The 18140-nt window shown below is 57.5% G+C and carries 16 protein-coding genes; 7 read left to right on the top strand and 9 right to left on the bottom strand.

The features are described from left to right. Nucleotides 1–144 precede the first annotated feature (144 nt). Nucleotides 145–2034, bottom strand: coding sequence for an SLC13 family permease (locus ACR0KG_RS03345; protein ID WP_480550159.1), 1890 nt, complete (start codon nt 2032–2034; stop codon nt 145–147). A gap of 871 nt (nt 2035–2905) precedes the next feature. On the opposite strand from ACR0KG_RS03345, the gene ACR0KG_RS03350 reads away from it, so the two are divergent. From ACR0KG_RS03350 to ACR0KG_RS03365, 4 genes are read left to right on the top strand one after another with little or no spacing between them, the layout of a single operon-like run. Next, nucleotides 2906–3307, top strand: a complete 402-nt coding sequence (locus ACR0KG_RS03350) for a nuclear transport factor 2 family protein (protein WP_480826473.1) — start codon at nt 2906–2908, stop codon at nt 3305–3307. Between the two features lie 50 nt (nt 3308–3357). Beyond that, a complete protein-coding gene (locus ACR0KG_RS03355; RefSeq protein WP_480550220.1) occupies nt 3358–4020 on the top strand; it encodes a CatB-related O-acetyltransferase in 663 nt (220 codons plus the stop codon). Between the two features lie 3 nt (nt 4021–4023). After that, nucleotides 4024–4920, top strand: coding sequence for a helix-turn-helix domain-containing protein (locus ACR0KG_RS03360; RefSeq protein ID WP_480826474.1), 897 nt, complete (start codon nt 4024–4026; stop codon nt 4918–4920). A gap of 42 nt (nt 4921–4962) precedes the next feature. Continuing rightward, nucleotides 4963–6366 carry an amidase family protein gene (locus ACR0KG_RS03365; protein WP_480550224.1) on the top strand — a complete coding sequence of 468 codons (1404 nt, stop codon included), beginning with the start codon at nt 4963–4965 and terminating at the stop codon, nt 6364–6366. A 47-nt stretch (nt 6367–6413) separates the two neighbouring features. Here ACR0KG_RS03365 and ACR0KG_RS03370 read toward each other — a convergent pair whose 3' ends face one another. From ACR0KG_RS03370 to ACR0KG_RS03390, 5 genes are all read right to left on the bottom strand, one after another. Continuing rightward, complete coding sequence (locus ACR0KG_RS03370; protein ID WP_480826475.1) at nt 6414–6782, bottom strand: VOC family protein; 369 nt, start codon at nt 6780–6782, stop codon at nt 6414–6416. Nucleotides 6783–6809: 27 nt separating this feature from the next. Further along, nucleotides 6810–7541 (bottom strand): alpha/beta fold hydrolase, encoded by a 732-nt coding sequence (locus ACR0KG_RS03375; protein WP_480550227.1) that lies wholly within the window; start codon nt 7539–7541, stop codon nt 6810–6812. Then, nucleotides 7538–8167, bottom strand: coding sequence for a histidine phosphatase family protein (locus ACR0KG_RS03380; protein WP_480550229.1), 630 nt, complete (start codon nt 8165–8167; stop codon nt 7538–7540). Before ACR0KG_RS03380 ends, ACR0KG_RS03375 begins: the two co-directional genes overlap by 4 nt. A 19-nt stretch (nt 8168–8186) precedes the next feature. Continuing rightward, nucleotides 8187–8936, bottom strand: coding sequence for an alpha/beta hydrolase family protein (locus ACR0KG_RS03385; protein WP_480826476.1), 750 nt, complete (start codon nt 8934–8936; stop codon nt 8187–8189). Nucleotides 8937–9130: 194 nt separating this feature from the next. Next, a complete protein-coding gene (locus tag ACR0KG_RS03390) occupies nt 9131–9892 on the bottom strand; it encodes an alpha/beta fold hydrolase (RefSeq protein ID WP_480550233.1) in 762 nt (253 codons plus the stop codon). 303 nt (nt 9893–10195) lie between these two features. Here ACR0KG_RS03390 and ACR0KG_RS03395 point away from each other — a divergent pair, with 303 nt between their 5' ends. Beyond that, on the top strand, nt 10196–10795 hold the full coding sequence (locus tag ACR0KG_RS03395) for a TetR/AcrR family transcriptional regulator (protein WP_480550235.1): 600 nt from the start codon (nt 10196–10198) through the stop codon (nt 10793–10795). Between the two features lie 648 nt (nt 10796–11443). Next, nucleotides 11444–12076 carry a tyrosine-type recombinase/integrase gene (locus ACR0KG_RS03400; protein ID WP_480826477.1) on the top strand — a complete coding sequence of 211 codons (633 nt, stop codon included), beginning with the start codon at nt 11444–11446 and terminating at the stop codon, nt 12074–12076. 212 nt (nt 12077–12288) lie between these two features. On the opposite strand, the gene ACR0KG_RS03405 is transcribed toward ACR0KG_RS03400, so the two are convergent. From ACR0KG_RS03405 to ACR0KG_RS03415, 3 genes are all read right to left on the bottom strand, one after another. Next, nucleotides 12289–14238: a multiheme c-type cytochrome gene (locus ACR0KG_RS03405; RefSeq protein ID WP_480827325.1), complete on the bottom strand. Its 1950-nt coding sequence runs from the start codon at nt 14236–14238 to the stop codon at nt 12289–12291. A 10-nt stretch (nt 14239–14248) separates the two neighbouring features. After that, complete coding sequence (locus ACR0KG_RS03410; protein WP_480826478.1) at nt 14249–15226, bottom strand: HAD family hydrolase; 978 nt, start codon at nt 15224–15226, stop codon at nt 14249–14251. Nucleotides 15227–15302: 76 nt separating this feature from the next. Further along, on the bottom strand, nt 15303–16877 hold the full coding sequence (locus ACR0KG_RS03415; protein ID WP_475158131.1) for an arylsulfatase: 1575 nt from the start codon (nt 16875–16877) through the stop codon (nt 15303–15305). 277 nt (nt 16878–17154) lie between these two features. On the opposite strand from ACR0KG_RS03415, the gene ACR0KG_RS03420 reads away from it, so the two are divergent. Next, complete coding sequence (locus ACR0KG_RS03420) at nt 17155–18138, top strand: AAA family ATPase (RefSeq protein WP_480826479.1); 984 nt, start codon at nt 17155–17157, stop codon at nt 18136–18138. Nucleotides 18139–18140: the final 2 nt, after the last annotated feature.

The raw sequence follows: 18140 nt of genomic DNA on the forward strand, positions 1-18140 counted from the left end.
TCCTATCTCCCAGTCGTCCGGATATCTTAGATATTCAATGACCGCTTTGGGCAGAAAGCAGACATGGCGTACCTGCTGAGCATTCGGCTTCAAGGGTCCTGAGAGCGGCTATTAGGGATGCATCTTTGATCACCGAGAAAAGGTTCAGAAGAAAAGCGCAAGTCCAATCATTGAGACAACCAAGAAAAGTAGGGTCATGATTCCGCCCGAGCGAACAAAATCTACCACCCGGTAGCCTGCTGGGCCCATGATCAACGCGTTCACCTGGTGTGTCGGGATCAAAAATGAATTGGACGTTGAAATTGCTACGGTGAGAGCAAACACAGCCGGGTTACCACCCGCCGATATGGCGATGGAAACTGCTAGCGGCACCAGCAGGACAGTAGCGCCGACATTGGACATGACCAGCGTGAAAGCAGTTGCCAGAACGGCTATTCCTGCTTGCAGCGACCATATCGGCCAACCCTTTAGGAGCGCCAACACGTGGGCTGCAATCCAATCCGCAGTACCGGTGTTCTGAACTGCCTGGCCCAACGGGATCAGCGAAGCGAGCAGAAAAACTGTACTCCAACTAATCGACTCGTAGGCTTCGTCTATCGAGAGCACCCGGCTCAACACCATTCCAATAGCGCCAATCAATAGGCATAATGACAAGCGCAGATCGGAAAACAGGATTAAGCTCAACGCTATCAGGAAGAAGGCGAGGGCCCATCCAACCTTGTGTGGCCGTAGCTCGTCCTGGGGAAAGTCCGAAGTTACGACGACAAAATCCCTGTCTGACTTCAGTAGTGTCAGACGGTCCCACTGCACGTGCACCACACACGTATCGCCAGCTTGCAAAGGAACTTGCCCGATATGCGTGGCCGAATGATCTTCGGTTTCTACATGGCTCAGTGTTTCTTCGCCGCGCTGAATGGCCAACAGAGACAAACCATGTGTCTGACGGAGACGCAAATCAATCGGAGTCTGGCCGATCACCGAAGAACTGGGCGGAATAACGACCTCTGCAACCCCCGATTGGGTCGCGGCGAAATCATCTGCAAAGACATCTAGTTGGGGTAGGATCTCTAAACCGTAGGGTTCAGCGAACTGATACTCAACCACACGGCGCAGGCCAAGCACTGCAAGCCGTGCTGGGGCTTCGATCTTGGTATCAGCCATCGGTGCGATGACTTTGTGGCCGCGATAGGATGTGCCAAGAATGTACATGTTATGGGCGACCATTAGATCCGCAAGCGTTTGCCCGATGATTATAGAGCCTTCAGGAACACGTATCTCGAACATATCGGCCCGAAGCCGATAGGTATTTTCGACATATGTTTGCATGGACCGAGCTGAGCTTGCGTCTTCTCCACGCTCCCGCTGCGCTGGGAGGACCCAACGACCAAAGAGCACAAAGTAAAGCACCCCTGTCAGCACCAGCATCACACCGATAGGCGTGACTGAAAACAACCCAAATGTCTCCATTTGTTGGTCAGCTGGAAGGGATGAGTTTGCCGAAACAATCAGGTCATTCAGCAGGATAAGGGGCGACGACCCAACTAATGTGATGGTACCACCCAGTATCGCGCAAAACCCCATGGGCATTAGCAACCTACTCATCGGGATTTCTGTACGTGCAGAGATGCGGCTAACAACAGGCAAAAAAAGCGCTGCAGCTCCGACGTTTTGCATGAAGGAGCTGATGATACCAACCGTTGTTGATATAATTGGGATGATCCGGGCTTCTGTCGTGCCACCATTCTTGAGGATCAAGGCCGCAACCTTTGACATAAGTCCGGTCTTATCAAGCCCCGCCCCTATTATCATAACTGCGATGATGGACATCACAGCGTTCGAGGAAAAACCTTCAAAGAGCCTGGAGACATCGGCAAGATTGCCTAGCCCCGGTAGATAACTCAGTGCGCCAAGCAGCACCATCACAAGAATTGCTGCGACATCGATCCGTATTATCTCGGTCACAAAAAGTAAGACCGTGAAAGACAATAGACTCAGTACGGCTATCATTTCGTACGTCAGTGTTGGCAATTCCATATCGTACTCCCAATCTAACGTTACCTGACTACCAACAAATACGAAGGACCAATTCTGCGCGACAGATATGGCCAAAACCCAAAAAGCCGATGCTCACCGCACGTTCATGGAATGACGAGGCGCTCATGCTTGTCCACCTTGTCGCCCTGGGCGCAATCACTGCCGGAATGGCAAGGGTCTGATGAGCGCAAGCAGCCATTCGGGTGTTGCGCAGCATATGGGATGTGCGGGCTCGCACCGGACCTCTGACGCGGTGCTACATAGGAACGACTGAGGTACTTAGCAAGACAAGGAGCGGCCCTTACCAGCCGTTCATCGGGTCACGCATCCCCGCATTGCAGCTTCACCGAACCGGACTTTCGCTGCGAGAGCACAATTCGGCGGTGGTCTAACTCACAGTCCGCGGGACAAAGGGCTCATTCGCTGCGGCTGTGTAAGAGGCTGCTTTTGCGCGCTTTCCGGACCTTCACTTTGAATTGCACACTGTCTTGGCCCCCTAATCATGAGCCAGTAGATTTGCCGCGAGAAGGGGATCGAGCATAGTGAGGAAGCAGTCTTCATCCAACGGCTGGGGGTGCAGTCAACCTCAGATCCAGGCAAAACGAAACCAGACGCATGGGCGTTTCAAGAGTCGGGGTCCGTCGGCTTTCAAGAACGGGTGCCGTGGGGGCCTGCGATCAGAAGAGAATTGTTGAACACCCGCTCAATTGAGCACTTGCTCAACACGTTGCTGCAAGATACGAGGCACTGTCCGCCTCTCTACCAACCCCGGCCACTGGGACATGGAAGAACGACCTTTCAGGACCGAAGGAACGGGGAAGGCAAGATACATGTGTTTCTCCTCGGCGGACGCTGCAGGGAAAGGCCAAACATGCAAAGCGAACACCCCAACATCGACCTGATTTCCAGCATCGACACGACAGACATTGTCTTGAACTCGGACGCGTTTCATCCGGGCGTCATCTGGCACTTCTTCAACCCCCAAGCGCCGGACCTGGCGGGCTCCTATGAAGGGATTGCGGGCATCCAGGCGTTCTTCAGCAATGTGCGCGGTTTTGGCGGCGGACATTTTTCCATCCACCCCAAAGGCGCCTGGGCCGTGGGTGACGAGCTTGTCGTGGTGCAAAGCCGCAATCGGCTTAGCGACGGGGCGTCGGCAATCGAATTCGACGTGGTGGTGGTCTGGCGCGTGGTCGACGGTAAGATCGCCGAGATTTGGGACATACCGGCGGTCGAAACAGCAACACTATTGAACCAGCCAACACCCGCTTGAGACCCCTCGGCTGACCGACCGAGGCCAACACCCCAAAAGGAACGCACACAATGCCTTTCGCTCTCCCCGATCCAACGCTGCGCAACCCGCTCATCCTCCCCGATGGGACACACGACCCGGCCACCGTGTTCCTGAATCAGGTCATCGATCACCCGAACATCGAGATTGGGGATTGGACCTATTACAACGACAGACGGTTGCCGGAAAACTATGCCGAAACGCTTGCCCCCTACCTGTTTCCCGGTGCCCCCGAACGTTTGGAAATCGGGCGCTTCTGCCAGATTGCCGAAGGTGTGGAGTTCATCACAGCCACGGCAAACCACCCGATGGCCGGGATTTCCACCTATCCGTTCGCAGTGTTCGATCCGCCCCGCTTTGGCAGCTATCGCTCCAGCCTACCCCGGGGCCGCGATACGAGTGTTGGCCATGATTGCTGGATCGGACGTGGCGCGGTTCTGCTGCCTGGAGCCAAACTGGGCAATGGCGTCATTGTCGCGGCCAATGCTGTTGTCCGGGGGACCGTTCCCGATTATGCGGTCGTCGGGGGCAACACCGCCGAGGTCTTCCGCATGCGGTTCACCGATAAGGACATCGAAACCCTGCTGGACCTGCGCTGGTGGGATTGGCCGAAGGCGGCCATCGAAGCGGCCCTTCCAGCCCTGGAAGCGGGTGATGTCGCATCGCTTGCTGCAAGCGCTCCGAGAACGGATTGACCCATGCCACGCGCCCCGTCTTTGCGCATCTCCGATGTGTGCACCCGCATCGAAGCGGACCTAGCGGCGCCGTGGCGCACTGCGATGCTGGCGCGGATGGCGGGGATGGCGCAGCACCATTTCCAACGGCAATTCGCAGCCGTAACCGGAGAGACCGTTGCGGGCTACATTCGGGCGCGCAGGATGGAACGCGCGGCCCTACTTCTGCGAGACACCGAGCAACGGGTGATCGACATTGCGCTTGACGCCGGGTTCCAAACCCACGCCGCCCTGACCCGCGCGTTCAGCAGTCATTTCGGGACCAGCCCGCAGCAGTTTCGGGCAACTGGCAAGCTGTCGCGTCGCTCTGACCTACCCGCACGTCCGTATCTTCTGTCTCTGACGTCCCGCAACATCCGCGTGCATTGGGACGAGGTCACAATCCCCGGCAGTTGGCTCTGCGCTCGGGAGACACAAGGCGTTCGCGACGGACGGTTCTTCGAGGACCCGGCGCAAATCCACCGGGAGTTTGCAGACTTGCTGGAAGAGCTGGATGGCAGACAGGCCATGCTCTCGACTGCGTTTCGCAAAGCGCCCACGGGCTTCCGCGACCTCAACGCAAGAGCTTTCTACGGCGCCATCCTGCCCGAACGGGCGAATCTGGTATGGTCCTTGAGCTGGAACAGGCTGGAGGCCGGGTCTTATGCGGTGTTCCCGCATTACGGCCCGTTCACCGCGCTGCATCTGACATGGAACCGCTGCGTGTGCGCCGGGTTCGACCAGTTGGGTGCCAGGTTTCGCCCTGGGTGGATGTTTGAGACCTATCTGAGCCCCACCCCGGAGACCGCGCCAGACCAACTGTCGGCGCTGATCTATTTGCCCATCGCAAAAGGCACGATCGGAAAAACGCAAGCCGCGTGACGCAGATACCATCGGGACACCACGAATCCTGAGGGTAGACACATGACGCCGCAAAAGAAAATCGACGCTGGTAGCGACTTGCTGGCCAATACACCGCGCCCGTCGCTTGAAGACACCGTCCGCGCCCTTGCGGACCCTGTCGAACGGCGCCGGATCTATGACGATCTGAAAGAGCGGCGCGACCGTACCGAGCCTTCGGTCAACGCTTTTGAGCTGCGCAAGGAAACCTGTCCGGCCATCGTCACAGGTCCGCTGAATGGATTGCCGGTCACGGTGAAGGACCAGGTGGCGGTTGCCGGATGGCCGCGATCCTTCGGGCTCGAAAAACCCTCGAAACGGCCCGACGGGACATCCGCATCGCTGGTTGCCCGCCTGTCCGATCTTGGCGCGGTGGTCACGGGCAAAACCGCCCTGCCACCGAATGCCATGGACTTTCAGACCGGCAACGCCCGGCGTGGGCCGACATGCAACCCGCATGATCTGCAATTCACCTCCGGCGGCAGCACAGGCGGCGGCGCGGCAGCGGTTGCCAGCGGGATGAGCCCGCTCGACATTGGCGCGGATCTGTCCGGGTCGCTCCGCATCCCGGCCGCGTGGTGTGGGGTATGCTCCTATGTGCCAACTGAAGGGTTCTGGCAAAATGACGGGCTGCTCCCCGGGGCGCAGCGCCTCAGCCATTTCGCGCGGATTGGCCTGACCGCGGCGTCAGCGCAGGACCTGGCCTTTGTCTGGGACAAGCTCGAAGCCGAGGTTGGCCCCGCAAGCGACGATACCGGCGCGGCCCGCATTGCCATTTGGCGGCTCGGGGCAAAACCCCGCTGCGATGCGGACACGCGTGATGGCTGGCAGACCCTGACCCAAACCCTGCCCGGTGACGGCATTGAGATCTCCGGCGACGACTTGCAGGCCCTCTTGGACCCGTCCGTCCACCAGCTCGGCGGCGAGATGATCGGGCATATGACCGGGGCGCTGATCCCGGGTTTGATCCGTTGGTTGATGCGGCGGGATCGACGCGCCGCCGAGGCATCACCGGGATTTGTCTCGCATGTCCACAAGGGCTACCGCCGCCACACAGAGCGGTATCGGGACAACCTGGATCGGCTTGCCGCCTTGCGCGCTGATGCCGAACGGCGTTGGTCGGACTTCGACGCATTGCTTTTGCCCGTGACCCCGATCTGCGCGTTCAGGCATATCGCGCCGCTCCGAGATCAAGGCGGGGTTCGGACATATGAGACCGTGTTCGACACGCAAGCCGGGCCGATGGGCTATTTCGACGCTCTGACCCATTTTACCCTGCCACTCACCGTTCTCGGCTGGCCGGTGGTCACAATGCCGGTCGGCCGGGATCGTAACGGCCTACCCATCGGGGCGCAGCTGATCGGCAAACCCGGCAAAGATCGGAGATTGCTGGACTTGGCCACTCGCGTCCAAAGCGCACTACGGTAATCGTTGAAAACGGGGCGTGGCCCGGCGATGCGCCAGGCCACAATGCCCTAGGCCATAACGAAAACGCAGACCTTATTGCCGTCAAGGTCTCGAAAGTAGCCCCCGAAGAACTGTTCGCCAAAAGACTCCGGTGAACCAGCGTTTTCTGCCCCCAGATCCAGCGCCTTCGCGTGGAGGCTGCGTACATGATCGGCGTCGCGACAGATCAACGCGACCATGACCCCGTTGCCCGGCTGTGCTGGATTGCCATCGCTCGGGTGCGTGACAACCAACATGGGTTGGGTTGGATCGCTGCTCCAGGCGATCATACGTTCAAGCGTGTAGGCACGCTTCGCTCCGAACAGTGCCAAAAGCGTGTCGTAGAACGTACCAGCCTTTTCAAGGACGTTGGTGCCGAGTGTTACATAGCCAATCATTGTGAAGTCCCTTTCGGATGGAGAGTCTCATCGGCGGTGTTCCACATCCGCCAGAAATTGGAGCGCGACCTCGGCGAACGGCTTCGCTTGGTCCCCGAAAACCGGACAATGCCCGGCTCCGGGCAGGACCCACAGGCTGGCATTGGTCAAGCCCGTGTAAAGCTCCATCGCGCTCGTCACGGGATAAAGCGGGTCCGCATCCCCGTGCACCACAAGGCAAGGGCCAGAGACGCGTGCCAGAAGGTCAGGCGTGAACGCGACATCGCCGTAGCTTGCGTGAAAGCCGTGCGCCGTTTCGAACAAGGTCCGCACCTGAGCATCTCCGCCGGGGTGTTTTGAGCGCATCTCGGCCCAGGCGTCATCCGATTGCGCATCAGCTGTCGCTTGCTTCATCAGGGCGCGCGCTGTTGCAGGAAAGTAGGCGGCCGTGCTGATGAGGACGGCGCCAGTAATCAGTTCCGGCACCCCTGTTGCAAGGTGCAGAAAGACCTGGCCACCACCGCTCATGCCCATCGCAGGAAGCGTCCCAATTCCCATGTCCTGCAGATCGTCCGCCACCATCCGCGCGGCCTCACGAAAGGTGAACTCGTCGAGGGGCGGGGATGCGCCGTGGCCCGGCAAATCCGGCATCAGATGGGTGTAGCCGGTGGGCACGTCTCCGAAGACCGCGTCCCAGTCGGTGCCAACCCCGGTGAACCCGTGCAGAAGCAAAAGCGGCGGACCCTCTCCGCGTTTGGTCCAGTGAAGCGCCGTGCTCATGCGTGCACCGCCTTTTGGAGGGTGCGGTCCGCCGGATGCTCGGTGCCAATGGCGTCTTCCATAGCGCGCCAATGGTGGTTGACCTGCCGGTTCTCGATGTCGAACGAAAACCAGTTTCCGCCGCCTGGGGGCTGGTCGTATCGCCGGTCGATCGGACGCCCGGCCAACGCACAATAGAGCAACGTGCCCACCGCCCCATGACCGACAAACAGCACATCCCCGTCGAGATGATGCCAAACGTAGTCCAAAGCCTCGCTCAGGATCCGCGCCTGTGCCGCTTTGGCGGTTTCCCAACCGGAGACGCTGGCCTCTGGTTTGGCAAAGAAGCAGTCTGCCGCGGCCTCGAACGCGGCAGGAGAAAGGTGGCCCGTCGCTGAGCGGTCGTTCTCGTGCATCTTCGGTCTGACCTCCATCGGAACCTGCCAAGCCGCGGCCAAACACACTGCGGTTTCAATCGCCTTCCTTTCCGTGCTTGAGACGATGCGCGTTGTGTTTGGCCAAGGTTGCGCCCGCGCAAGGCGTTCCACACGGGCAAGGCCGCTCTGCGACAAACCCCATCGCGGGATCGGAACCCTCGGGTCAATGACCACCTGCGGGTGGGTCAAATATCTCGCGCATTTCGTCATGGCAGGTTCCGACAATCACTTAGTTTGTGCGCTCCGCATCCACCAGCCCGTCGGGCGCGCTGCCGACCGACGTGCCCACGTCGATCCAGTCCATGAGCGGCGTGAGCCAAACCGGATCGGCGCCGTAGAAGAGCCCGTGTCCGGTGCCTTCGTGGAAGACGATGGAGATCGGACTGGAAAGCTGTGTATTGCGATCGAAAATCGGGGTGCAGGGGAAGCCGAGGTCATCGGCGCTATCGGCCATGGACAGCAAACGACCGTCGAGACCGTCGGCGGACAGGTCATCACCCGCGATCGCCTCGGCGATGCAACCGGCGAGGATCGCATAGTTGACCTCCGGATCGCGCAACGCCCGCGCCGCGCTGAGCGTCATGTAACCGCCCTTGCTGAACCCGACGACCGTGATGTTTTCGCTTGGGACGCCGGACCCCTGCAAAGTGCGCACATGGTCGACAATTGTATCGATATATTCCAACCCGCCAGGTTCGCGCAGCTCCGCGATCACGACGTGGCCGCGCGCGGCCAGCGCCTCGGTGATGCCCCTGAAATCGTAAGGCCCGAATCGTTCCGAAACGGCCTCAGGGCCTTCGGTTTCGATGATACGCCCATGGACATAGAGAACGTAACGGGTATCGGCGCTGATCTGTTCGGGCAGGGTGTGCAAGACGGTTTGTGCAAGGGCGTGACCGCTTGGGGCCGCAAGCAAGAGCGCGATAGCGGAAACCAGCCGCGAGACGCCCGCTCGGCGACGGAAAAGAGAGAGATTCATGGTGTTGCCTTGTCTTATTCTAATCTCGTGTGTTCGACACGCGCGACGCATGAGGGCTTTTCGCAAGCGCCGCTTTCCCGTTCGTGCTTTTGCGACGGTTTGGGCGACGAAAGGTCAATGGCCTTGCGTGATCGCGACGAAGACGGCGACGGCCACAGCAATGAGAATTGCGAGAGCAGACCGCTCTTTACGTTTCATGGAAGGCCTCGAATATTTGGGGGTGTGTCGGTTGGGCCCACACTGTGCGAAGTACGCGCCAGGAACGCCGAGATAGACCGCCGGAGCCCGTAAGGGTTGTCTATATGCAGAAAGTGTCCGCCGGTAAGGATCTCAAACTCGGCACCCGCGATCCTGTCGGCGCTTAGTCGCGCCCCACGATGTGTGGCCCTGTTCTCGCTGCCGACGATGACAAGGGTCGGGACCTTGACCTGCGCGAGGTGGCGGCGCCCGTCATACATCCGGGCCGCATCGAAGGCGTCGAGGATACGATCACGCGGCATTCGGGACAGGAAGCGGCGCGCCTCTTTCGCCGCAAGAGGGGACTGACCGGCGCCGCTCATCAGATTGAGCCAGGACCTTGGAAGGTGTTGCAGAAAGGGGCGCGCCAAACGAGGTCCGGCACGTCCGATCCAGCGGTCGGTGACGGTCGGCACCGATTCCACCAAAACCAGCGCCCTTGGGCGCAGTACCGTCCGCGCGAGCAATTCCAGCGCAACCATGCCACCAAGGGAGTGCCCGATCAGCACCATGTTGTCTTCAACACGTGGCAATAGCGTGTCTGCGAAGCGTTCGACCGTTGGCGGCGAAACCGCATCGGCATCGCCATGCCCGGGCAAATCCGGCGTTTGCGCGCGCGGAAGATCGGAGGTGAGGTCACGCCAGGTTTCGCCCGCCAGACCCGCGCCGTGTATCCACAGGCTGTTTGCGTCCCTAAGAACATCTTCGCTATTGGTCATGGTCTCTCCAAGCATCAGCGCGCGCGCCCTGCCTTGCACCAAGGCGCCCGCTGCGGCTGGCCCTCTGTGCGTCATCTGCAACGTCTGTGGCCAAAACAGACCCCGCCCAATGCGCGCGCGCACCAAATCTTGGGTTTGCTTTTGGCAACCTATGGAGCACCACCCGACCTTGGACCGCCGCAGCGGCGGCCAAGTTGGTAGCGCCGTCTAACTCGACGGCGATCTTGACTTCATTTGCCATCATGCTTCTCATCGTTTTGAGCGCTTGCTCAATAACCGGATAGATGTCAAGGGGGGGCGGACATGAGTCGATTGTCAGGGCCGGAACGGCGGTCGCAAATCGTCGAAGGCGCGCGCGCCATCATCCTGGAAAAGGGCCTTGCCGGGACAGCCACCCGGGATGTCACGCGTCATCTGGGCGTCGGATCAGGGCTGCTGCACCATTATTTCAAGACATGGGGAGAGCTGCGCGCAGAAGTCGTCAAGACGTTCATCCATCAGGAGATCACCGCGTTGCGCCAGGCCCTGTCTGACTGCCCAACAGACCGCGCGTTTGAGCGCTTCATCGACTGGATGACCTCTGATCCTGACCTGCGGTTCTGGAGACTTTGGCTGGACGCCATCGAAGAAGCGCGCCGCGACCCCGATCTGGCAGCGATTGTTCAGGACGGCCATGTTCAATGGCACGCCGCGATTATGGAAATGCTCGACCGATCCATCGGAGCTAAGGCAGTGGGTAGTGTCAATTCCCAACACGCTGCTTGGCGAATCTCGGCCCTTTTCGATGGGTTGATGGGGATCATGACCATTGGCCACGCGCCTCTGACCAAAGAGCTTGTAACGGAGCTTGTTTCCGAGCAAATCGACATGGAGCTACGTCGCGAGCGGTCGGACGCATCGTAGTCCGCGAAGAGGTCGTTCGGGATTGGTCAAGCTGGCTTTGCAAGCCAAAGACCCCGAACCGTGAGCCAATGGCCGCTGCACCCCAAAACTGCCAGAATGAGCCAGCTTGAAGATCGCGGGCCCATCGACAGGTATTGGGCGCGCATTGACCGGATCGCACCTTTCTTCGCTACAACGGCTGCTCTTCATCGTCAGTCTCCTCATTCGGAAGATAGGCTAACGTTAAAGCAAGGACAGTTTAGTGGAGCAGCTTACACTGCAAACGGCTTGAATTGGAGACAGGCGTGCAATGGGTCGCGGCAAGAGCGCCAATCGTAAAGGGCCGTTTTCCCGGCCGATTGACGTTCAGGACCGAAGACCACCCAACAATGCGCGAGTTCGCGCGATCGAAACATGAGCATATGCAATACCCGGCTACTCGCAAGCCACTTAAACTAAAACCAAACCGCTTCCATCCATCACGGGACAAACTCACCTGTCGCTTTGAACGGCAGCTCTGCTCGGCTTCTCAGCCGTCGGTGCACACCGCAGCATTCTGTACTCTGGGCTCACAGCCAACCTCGGAGGCGGTGCAGCAATCTCGTGATATGTTACCTCGTCAACGTCGGGTTGTCGGTGTGGAGGGCATGGCGGATCGGAGGATCAGTCATGGAAACACCAAACTTACCGGCCATTCGCGCGCTTCGTCCAGCCTGGAACAAAGGACGTATCGTTGGCCAGAAACGGCCGCTGAAGCCAAAGCATGTCTGGGCGATCCGTGTTCGACTTGAATTGGCAGAAAATCATTGCGACCTCGCACTTTTCAACATGGCGATCGACAGCAAGCTGAGAGGTTGCGACCTGGTGAAGATGAAGGTCGTCGACGTTATGGCATCTGGCCAGATCAAAGAACGGGCTTCCGTGTTGCAAAGCAAAAAGCACAAACCGGTGCGTTTTGAAATGTCCGAAGGCACAAGAACCTCGGTAGAGAAGTGGATGGAGGATGAACTCATGGTCGGCTCTGAGTACCTTTGGCCGGGTCGCTTCCATGAGCGTCTTCATATCTCGACACGCCAATATGCACGGATCGTCCGAGATTGGGTCACATCGATCGGTCTGGAAGCGAGCGCATATGGCACGCATTCAATGAGGCGAACAAAGGTGACCCAGATCTACAAAAAAACCGGCAACTTGCGGGCGGTTCAGCTACTGCTCGGTCACACAAAAATGAACAGCACGGTCCGATATCTGGGCGTCGAACTTGAGGACGCGCTAGCAATCGCCGAGGCCATTGAAATCTAGTAAATTCGGGCCGTCTTCGAGGGCGGCCCTTAGCAGCCGTTAACTACAGTTTGGACTTAGCATTATAGCATCTCATAAGCGGTCATAGATGTACCGCGCGATTTTTTTGGTAATATCACCTCACCAAAGGTATCAAGTTGAAATCGAGCCGATAATTCGCAAAACGGATCAGGCTTATCCTGCAACTGATCAATACACGTCACCCTTCTTTTTCATCGCAGACCCGAAGCTAGTGCAGAAAGCGAAGGGTCATCTGGATTGATCAAAAGCGCGCGGTCTAGTACCTGCCTTGCAGCACTTAAATCGCTTGTCGCGGCAGCGAGACGTACCTGCATCACCCACGCATCAACTCGTTGTGGATCGAGATGAGTTACTTCTTCAAAAGCCATTTGTGCGGCAGCTAAGTTGCGCATCGACAAGGCCATCCCACCCAGAACCAAGTGAGTTTCTGGAAAATCTGCGCGGTTGAGCAACGAGCTTCGCCATTCGGTCATGGCCTGATGCAATCGCTCTTGTTCCTGGCGAGACATTTGCAATCCATTCGCTGACAGCATTGCCCGCGCTGCTGCAATCCTGACTTTCCGGAACGGATCCTCCAACAAAGGCAAAATTCTTGAAATCTCGTTTTCGTTGGCATCAGTTAGCAAGCCCACCGCACTGGCGCGAACCATCGGATCGGAATCATCCAACTGTCCAAGAGCCAAATCTCTCACATCCTCCGCCATGTCCTGCTGTAACAACCACAAGGCCGTTGCACGAACAATCGCAGGCTGGGCGGTGTCGCGTGCTAACTGGGCAAGATCATTGCTAGCCGCACCCGAACTGGTGCGCGCCTTAGCGAACACCTGCGCGAAATGTACATCACGATTTACGCTTTGCGGATACCAAGCCTCTACAGTCTTTGCGGCCCATTCGGAGGTTTGATCCGTATGGCAATCGGTGCAAGTATCCGGAGCCCCTGTCTCTACCGTAAGATCTGGTCGTGGGATGCGAAATCCGTGATCCCGGCGCCCGTCAACGCCCATGTAAATCTGCTCTGGCATATGGCAGCTTTTGCACTCTGCACCTTCCGAACCCATAGGATGAAAGTGGTGGCCCGGATCGTCATAGAGCGCGCGTGTTAAGCCAGGAAACTCTTCCCGCCCTGCTGGCGAATGACACTGGGTGCATACATCATTTCCTTCGGCGATGAGCGTTGCAGAGTGTGCGTTATGGCAATTGGTGCAGCTGACGCCGCTGGCATACATTTTAGACTGCAGAAAAGAACCGTAGACATAGACTTCGTCCAATATTTGGCCGTCCGAATGATAAAGACCAGGTCGCAGTAGCGCGAGGTTGTAGTTGTCGTGATACGATGATCCAGGCAGCGGATTACCGTCTCCAAACGCCTCACGACGAGAATGGCACGTGGCGCATTGCTGGATCGTCGCCTCCGCGCCCGCGTTGAAATCCATAGTCAGTCCGAGCGTGTTCAATTGCCCGTTGCTATTGGTAAGTTCGCTTCCTTTGGCCCAGTCGAGATGAGCTGAGCCGGGACCATGGCAGGCTTCGCAACCAACACCGATTTCAGCGTGGGTTGATGCGTAAGTACGCGTGTTCGGATCATAGTTCTTCTCAAACCCGGTAGCATGACATTCGGCGCATCGAGCGTTCCAGTTTTTGTAAGGCCCGGTCCAATGCAATCCGTCATCCGGCGGCAGGTCCTGATTGGGATAGAGGTGATACCAGCGTTCGTTTTCCACGTCCCAGACCACGTCGAAGCTTTGCAGCCGGCCTGGCTCAGTTTCGAACAGGTATTGCTGAAGCGGAGCGATGCCCACGACGGAATGCACCGGGTATTCAGTTGTGAGACCGTCTTTTTCGGTGACGGTGGCGCGATACTGCACTCCGTCGGTACTGAAACGGACGTTCATGCCATCATGGCTGAAGGAGGTGCCATCGAAATCTGCAATCACCGTATTCGGCTCCGGAGCGCTCCATGCCAGCGCGTGATGCGAACCGCTCCACGCAGCGGCGGCTTCGGTATGGCACTTGGTGCATTGCGTAGAGCCTACATATTCAAGCTCTTGAGCGGATGATCCGGTGGGAAGCCCCAGAACGGTTGTTCCAGCAATGGCAACCCATCTGATCAGGGGCGCTGATAAACGAATGGCTATCTTTATATCCTTCCCGCTACTGGTTCACACCGGTGTAGATGCGCGACCAATCGCTGGCCATATCGACGATGAGCCAGCCCAGATCAGGACCGCTTTCCAGCCCATCGCACAGCCGACCAATATGGCTGTCGCAAGCATAGGCCACTTCGCGTTCACCATCCGTATGATGCACGATCAGGCCCAGCCGAAGTCCGTCGCCCGCGGTGGTCCATTCAATCATCGCATAGTCGCCGTCCGAGTTTCCACCAGCAATGATCGGTCGTTTCCCGATGATCCGGTCGATATTGATTGGCTTACCTTCTTTATCGTCAACAAAACCGATCGCCGGTTGTTTGATGATGGTAGGAACACCGTCGATCACCTCATAGGTGGTTTCGGTATAGGTGCCGATGACCTGTTCGGTCGGGATGCCATAGGCGGCCTCGGCAAAGACCCGCATGAAATGAATCCCACCACCAGAGACGATATATGTCTTGAACCCTTCGTCACGCAGATAACGCAACAACTCCACCATCGGCTGGTAAGTCATCTGGTCATAACGCAGACCCGTAACCGGGTGAGTTGCGGTGGCAACCCAGTCGCTCACACTTGCCTGAAAATCGTCTACACTCAGACCACTATGGGTCGCCTCTAGAACTTCGATCACGGCTTTTTCGCCACCCTCAGCCAGAGCCTTGTAATCACCTGCAGCAGCAGCCTTGAGCGCATCAGACTTGACCACTTCAGGGTCATCCTGCGCCATTTTCTGAAACGCTTCGACCGCATAGATCAGTTGGAAATATACCGGCTGCTCACCCCATAGCGTGCCGTCATTGTCAAAGACCGCAATACGGTCGGTCGGCGTAACATAACCATCGGATTTGGGGTCGGTGACGCTTTCAACAAACGAGATGATCCGCGCCTTGCTGTCTGTTTCATTCCAGGATGGCAAAGGGTCTGCAAATACAACCGAAGTGATGGAAAACAGCGAAAGGAATAGAAAATACCTGAGCATGAATTGGCACCTTAGCAGGGTCAAAGAAGACAGGCCGCCACGATTGTGGCGGCCCGGATCGGTTCATTATTCAGGATCAATCGCCCACAGGCGCGGTCATCTTTTCCATCACCTGTTCCAGATTGAAGCTGGCGGCTTTCTGGCGTGGTGGGAATTCCTGGAATGTCGCCAGGAAATTGCCCACATATTGCTGTGCTGGGACAAGGAAATAGGCCCTATTAAGCAACCAGTCATAATAGGTGTTCGAAGTCCGGTAGGCGCGCTCATAGGGGTCACGGCGCAGATTGATGATCAGGGGGATGCGCAGCTCGGTCCATGGTTCCATCCAGGCGCGCAGAGTGCCCCATGCTTTCTGCTCAAGGAAAATGAGCTTCCAGTCGTCGTACCGCAGCGCCGTTAGATCACCGTCATCCGAGAAATAGAAAATCTCTTTGCGCGGTCCCTCTTCCACCTCGCCCTTGAAATAGGGCAGGAAGTTATAACCATCCAGATGCACCTTGTATTCACGTCCGATGGCTTGAACACCGCCCTGAATCAGCTCCTCCTTGATATTGTCACGACCCGCAGCGGCCAGATAAGTCGGCAGCCAGTCCATATGGTGCATAATTTCGTTCGAGACTGAGCCAGGCTCAATCAAACCAGGCCAGCGCACCATCGAGGGCACCCGCCAGCCACCTTCCCAGTTGGTGTTCTTTTCACCCCAGAACGGAGTCATCGCGGCATCCGGCCAAGTGTTCATATGCGGGCCATTGTCGGTTGAATAGTGAACGATGGTATTGTCGGCGATACCCAACTCATCCAGCAGGTCCAGCAGTTGACCAACATGCATGTCATGTTCCAGCATCCCGTCGGTATATTCGTCGTTGCCCGGGTTACGCCGGTCATCAGCCACATGAGTGCGGAAGTGCATCCGCGTACCATTCCACCAGACATAGAATGGTTGCCCCTGCTCATGCGAGCGCTTGATGAAGTCGATAGCCGCGGCAACAGTTTCGTCATCGACTGTTTCCATGCGTTTCTTGGTTAGCGGGCCCGTATCCTCGATCGTGCCATCGGCCTTGGACTTGATCACGCCACGCGGGCCATAGGCTTCGCGGAAAGTGCGGCCATCAGCCAGTACCTGATCGCCGGGATAGTCTTCGTTTTCGGGCTCTTCTTCGGCGTTCAGATGGTAAAGATTGCCAAAAAACTCATCGAAACCATGGTTGGACGGCAGATGCTCATCCTTGTCGCCCAGATGATTTTTGCCGAACTGACCAGTAACATAGCCTTCGGCTTTGAGCAGCCCCGCGATTGTCGGGTCTTCCTCTTGCATCCCGAGATCGGCGCCCGGCAGGCCCACCTTGGACAAACCGGTCCGAAACACCGACTGCCCCATGATGTATGAAGACCGTCCAGCCGTGCAGGATTGCTCGCCGTAATAGTCGGTAAAGATCATGCCATCATCGGCGATTCGGTCGATATTCGGCGTGTGATACCCCATTAGACCCATCGTGTAGGCCGAGATGTTGGACTGGCCAACATCGTCACCCCAGATGACAAGAATATTGGGCTTTTGCTCTTGCGCAGTGGCGGAAACGGCCAGAAAAATCGCGCAGGTGAAAGTTGTTAATGGCCGGATGATGCGCCGGGGCTCAAAGGCTGCAAACATGTTTTCAAACCTTTTTTATGAGTAATAGGGAACCCGTACAGCTTACACGTAAATTTGAGTCTTTGTGTTAAAAAATTGATTTATGGAATTGCTCAAATTAGTCTGAATCGCGTTCGGGGTTCAACTCCGGTCATATTCTGGATGGTTTGAAAGCGGATTTAATTCAATGTTTTAACCAGAGGAGTGTGTTTTTCGAATGCTCTCAAAGATTGAGTGGAAGTGCGTCTCCTTCTGCTTCGAGTGTAAAATTGGTTCAGGGTAATGACGGAGTATTCCCATGTCCGCACATGATCAGATCCTCGACCTCAAAGCCAGGATGGGTCGGTCTATCATCGGTCAGACCGAGGTGGTCGAGCGCTTGCTGATCGGCTTGCTGGCCAATGGCAACCTGCTTATCGAAGGGTTGCCTGGATTGGCCAAGACACGCGCCGTCAAAGCGATGGCAAAAAATCTGGACGCACAGTTCAGCCGCATCCAATTCACGCCTGATTTACTGCCATCGGATGTCACCGGTACCGAGGTATACGTCCAGGCCAGCAGTACGTCCGAATTCCGGTTCGAGCCGGGGCCGATCTTTGCAAATATCGTGCTGGCCGATGAAATCAATCGCGCACCCGCCAAGGTGCAGGCCGCCCTGCTGGAGGCGATGGAGGAACGCCAGGTCACGGTGTCGGGAACGACACATAAGATGGAACCCCTTTTTATCGTCATGGCTACGCAGAACCCTATCGAACAGGAAGGCACCTATCCCCTACCCGAAGCACAAATGGACCGGTTCCTAATGCACGTGAATATCATCTACCCCCCGGTTGAGGACGAGGTTGAGGTCATCCGACTGGTCCGGGGCGAGGAACAGTCAACCAATCAGCCCAAAAAACCCAGCGCGTCCAAGCCTTCCGCCATTCGGCAGCAGGCCATCTTTGATGCGCGCGCGGAAATCTCCGGCATTCACGTCGCGGATGCGATGGAGCGTTACTTTGCCGATCTGGTGTACGCTACTCGCACCCCCGCAACCCTGAGCAGAGAACTGGCCAGTTGGATCGAGGTCGGTGCCAGCCCGCGCGCCTCGATCGCTCTGGACAAATGCAGCCGCGCGCACGCTTGGCTGGCCGGGCGAGACTATGTCGATCCGCTCGATGTCAGAGCCATTGCCCATGACGTATTCCGCCATCGCATCACATTGAGCTATGAGGCGCAGGGCGCTGGTCTGTCGCAGGATAATGTGACCGACGAGATCATCAAACTGGTTGCCCTACCATGATG

The organism is Ruegeria sp. H4, from assembly GCF_056533065.1.